Source organism: Providencia sp. JGM181 (assembly GCF_018257375.1).
Classification (GTDB): Bacteria; Pseudomonadota; Gammaproteobacteria; order Enterobacterales; family Enterobacteriaceae; genus Providencia; species Providencia lanzhouensis.
Genome location: NZ_JAERJY010000217.1, coordinates 1 through 3,386, shown reverse-complemented (window position 1 = coordinate 3,386; position 3,386 = coordinate 1). Strand labels below are relative to the sequence as shown.

Here is a 3,386-nt window from a genome sequence, read left to right as displayed (position 1 = left end):
GCTCAATACATGCTTAGTAACAATTATGAATTCAAAAAAATGAAGTATACAAAATATGTCGAAATGTTATTTCGATGACATTTAATGACATTAAATTTTACTTAAGTTGTTGATGTTTGTGATTCAGATCACATTAAGATGTATTGAAAATGACACATTCATTTAAGACGCGGGTTTTATTTATGGGGTTGAAACAAATTCAGATTATTGTTGGTCATACCGACATTTTTTGATGGGAATTGATGACATGATGTTTCCATCACTCATCAAGCAAGAATCGCAAAAGTAACCGAAAAGAAATCGAATTTGCAGGTATAATCTCTCCAATTTCATTCAACAGGCTTAGATACCCACATGGCAAAACTTACCTTACAAGAGCAAATGCTCCAAGCGGGACTCGTCACCAGTAAAAAAATGGCGAAAGTACAGCGCACAGCGAAGAAATCACGTGTGCAGGCTAGAGAAGCCAGAGAAGCGGTAGAAGAGAATAAAAAAGCGCAGCTTGAGCGCGATAAGCAACTGAGTGAGCAACAGAAACAAGCGGCACTGACGAAAGAGTATAAAGCTCAGGTGAAGCAGCTGATTGAGATGAACAAAATTGATGTGGCGAAAGGCGATATCAGCTTTAACTTCACAGATAGTAATGTCATCAAGCAAGTGGTCGTCGATAAAACAACACAAAACCAACTTATTAGCGGCCGTCTCGCTATTGCGCGTTTAGCGACTGACAATCCAGAAATGAGCACTTACGCAATTATTCCTGCGAGTGTGGCGGATAAAATCGCTCAACGTGATGAAAGCAGCATCGTATTAAATAACGCCTTGAGTCAGGAAGAGCAGGATGAAGACGATCCGTACGCAGATTTTAAAATTCCTGACGATTTAATGTGGTAGTTGTTTAGAACGGGCTTTTGCTGTGTGCGTGAATGGGTTTTCCAGTTATCGGATGAATAAAATTCAATTCACTGGCATGCAGCATCAGTCTCGGCGCAGGTTCAATATCTGCAAGCAGTAAGCCTCCATACAGATCGCATCCCAAAATAGGATGACCGAAAAGTTGGCTGTGAATGCGCAGCTGATGGGTTCGTCCTGTTTCTGGAATAAATTTCACCCTCGTCAGTGGCAACTTACGTCCATCGTCTAGCTCACGATAAAACCGCTCAATTACCTGATAATTGGAACGTGCCGGTTTACCGTGAGTCACGCAAATCGACATTCGGGGAAACAAAGCCGGATCTTTGGCTATCGGCGCGTCTATCACACCATGATCATTTTCCACATGCCCACATAGTAATGCGCTGTAGGCTTTCGTCACGGTTCGCTGGCTAAACTGTCGGCATAACTCTGCATTTATGGCTTTATTGCGAGCCACGACCATGACACCAGAAGTACCAAAATCAAGGCGGTGCACTAGGGTGCATTCAGGGAACAATTGAACGAGCCGGTAATGTACTGAATCGAGATTTTGTGGATTCTTTCCAGAGAGGCTCAGTAGCCTTGAAGGTTTATTGATAATAATAAGGTGCTCATCCTGCTCAATGATTTCAATGTCATCATGGCAAGGGGGCGCAATAAAGGTATCAATAATCGTCGACATCAGGTTATCCAGATAAAAAGTGGCTATGGATAATACCCAATTTTGCGCTATCTGACGATAATGTTATTGGGTGTGTAAAACTAAAGGCGTAGTCTGGGCAGGCATTGTGTTTTATACTGCGCGCTGTGAAATTGAGTCAATATAGAAGGTGGTATGGCAATGAACGGAACAATCACAACGTGGTTTGAAGATAAAGGTTTTGGGTTTCTCAAAGATGAAAACGGGGATAACCGTTATTTTCATGTGATTAAAGTTGCCAACCCAGAACTGATTAAAAAAGGGGCGGCGGTTACGTTTGAGCCGACCACAAATAATAAAGGTTTATCCGCCTTTGCGGTTAAAGTGATCCCTGAAAGCAAATATATCTATATTGCTGGTGAGCGCATTAAGCTGACGGCTATCAAATCATTCCGTATCTATTATGAAGATGTTCCAGCAGATACACGTATTGATAAAGAAAATACCGTGTTATCGATTGGTGCATTAATGAACAGCATTAAACCTAAAACGAATATTAAGCCGGGGGCAACTCGAGCGCTGAAAAAGCTAATTATTGAAACCCAGCATGGAACAACATTAACGTTCTCTGAAGATGAGATTGACGTGGATGAAACCATGAAACAGCTTAAAGGCGTTAAATAGCTTTCGACTGAATTAAAAAACCGTCCCAATTCCATTGCCTCTCGTATAGAGGCAATGCTTTTCCAGTACTATTTGCGATACCCTTTCCTAAATTTGAATAAAAAATCAACAAATGATCTAAAAAGAGAATATTTTTAATAAGCAAACGCTACATATTAAGCTAGATGTATTAATATATGCGCGAACTGCATTCTGATACGTCCAATTTATAGCGCCTTTATGGCATACAATCTGGATTGTAAATACTATGATGCGGATTAGTTGTTATTAAGTTGGTAATCTAAATGAAAATTATTGCGGAATAACGAATTAAGCTGTAGAAATATATTTTTATATTGGTATATTACTCACCTCGTGAGTTTTTTATTTTGCAAAAAACAATTTAGCTGTTTCAAATTGTAATTTGTTGTAATAAATGATGTATTTTATCTCGTTTTTATAGGGTTTTACTCCTCCCACGTAAATTTTATTTTAAAAAAATAAAAAATATATTAAATAAATTGAACAACGCTTTATTTAATATATATCAGTTAGTTAATTCTACTTATCATATTAGGTGTACTCGCACTCGTTGTATCTTAATAAAGCCCGACGATCAATAAATTACTATTTGATAGGTGGTACCTATCAAAATAATCTTGTTCGATCGGTATAAACGTTTTTACTCTTATTTTAATGTATTTATTATTAATGGAAATTAAATAAATTGTTTCTTTATATTGGAGTGTGGTTAATGAAATCTAATATAATTAGTGGTCAGGTGGGAGCTTTTTTAAGAAAATCACGTAAAGAAAAGAACATGACGGGAAAGCAACTGGCGAAATTAATAGGAATCAGCCAGCAACAGATATCAAGATATGAAATGGGAATCACTGCGATTACTTTAGATCAGCTAGATGTTTTTTTAAATATTCTAGATAAACGATGGGTCGATGTCATTAAATATGTCGAAAAAGATACTGACTCTGAAAAAAGAATGGGTAATAAAGGAAGTGCGAGTAAATATACTTCCTGGGGAAATTACTCAACAAAAACCATCATAAATAACTGCTAATTTTTCCTCTTAAATTAGAAATAAAATAATCAGTTAATTCTGGTTATTTTATTAAGAATATTCTCTGGGAAATTCGATTGTTTTTTATAAAAC

The 3,386-nt window shown here is 37.2% G+C and carries 4 protein-coding genes; 3 read left to right on the top strand and 1 reads right to left on the bottom strand.

What is annotated here, in order from left to right; genetic code table 11:
- The first annotated feature begins 354 nt into the window (after positions 1 to 354).
- Entirely contained in the window at positions 355 to 894 is a 540-nt protein-coding gene (locus JK188_RS16795) for a DUF2058 domain-containing protein (RefSeq protein ID WP_211887027.1), read from the top strand.
- 4 nt (positions 895 to 898) lie between these two features.
- On the opposite strand, the gene JK188_RS16790 is transcribed toward JK188_RS16795, so the two are convergent.
- On the bottom strand, positions 899 to 1,597 hold the full coding sequence (locus JK188_RS16790; RefSeq protein ID WP_211887028.1) for an RluA family pseudouridine synthase: 699 nt from the start codon (positions 1,595 to 1,597) through the stop codon (positions 899 to 901).
- 159 nt (positions 1,598 to 1,756) lie between these two features.
- On the opposite strand from JK188_RS16790, the gene JK188_RS16785 reads away from it, so the two are divergent.
- Positions 1,757 to 2,239 carry a cold-shock protein gene (locus JK188_RS16785; protein ID WP_181477794.1) on the top strand — a complete coding sequence of 161 codons (483 nt, stop codon included), beginning with the start codon at positions 1,757 to 1,759 and terminating at the stop codon, positions 2,237 to 2,239.
- 733 nt (positions 2,240 to 2,972) lie between these two features.
- Positions 2,973 to 3,293: a helix-turn-helix domain-containing protein gene (locus tag JK188_RS16780; protein WP_211887029.1), complete on the top strand. Its 321-nt coding sequence runs from the start codon at positions 2,973 to 2,975 to the stop codon at positions 3,291 to 3,293.
- Positions 3,294 to 3,386: the final 93 nt, after the last annotated feature.

Bases quoted from the DNA above. Each gene is read 5' to 3' on its own strand.
- JK188_RS16795 (WP_211887027.1), top strand. From the start codon at position 355: ATGGCAAAACTTACCTTACAAGAGCAAATGCTCCAAGCGGGACTCGTC.
- JK188_RS16790 (WP_211887028.1), bottom strand. From the start codon at position 1,597: ATGTCGACGATTATTGATACCTTTATTGCGCCCCCTTGCCATGATGAC.
- JK188_RS16785 (WP_181477794.1), top strand. From the start codon at position 1,757: ATGAACGGAACAATCACAACGTGGTTTGAAGATAAAGGTTTTGGGTTT.
- JK188_RS16780 (WP_211887029.1), top strand. From the start codon at position 2,973: ATGAAATCTAATATAATTAGTGGTCAGGTGGGAGCTTTTTTAAGAAAA.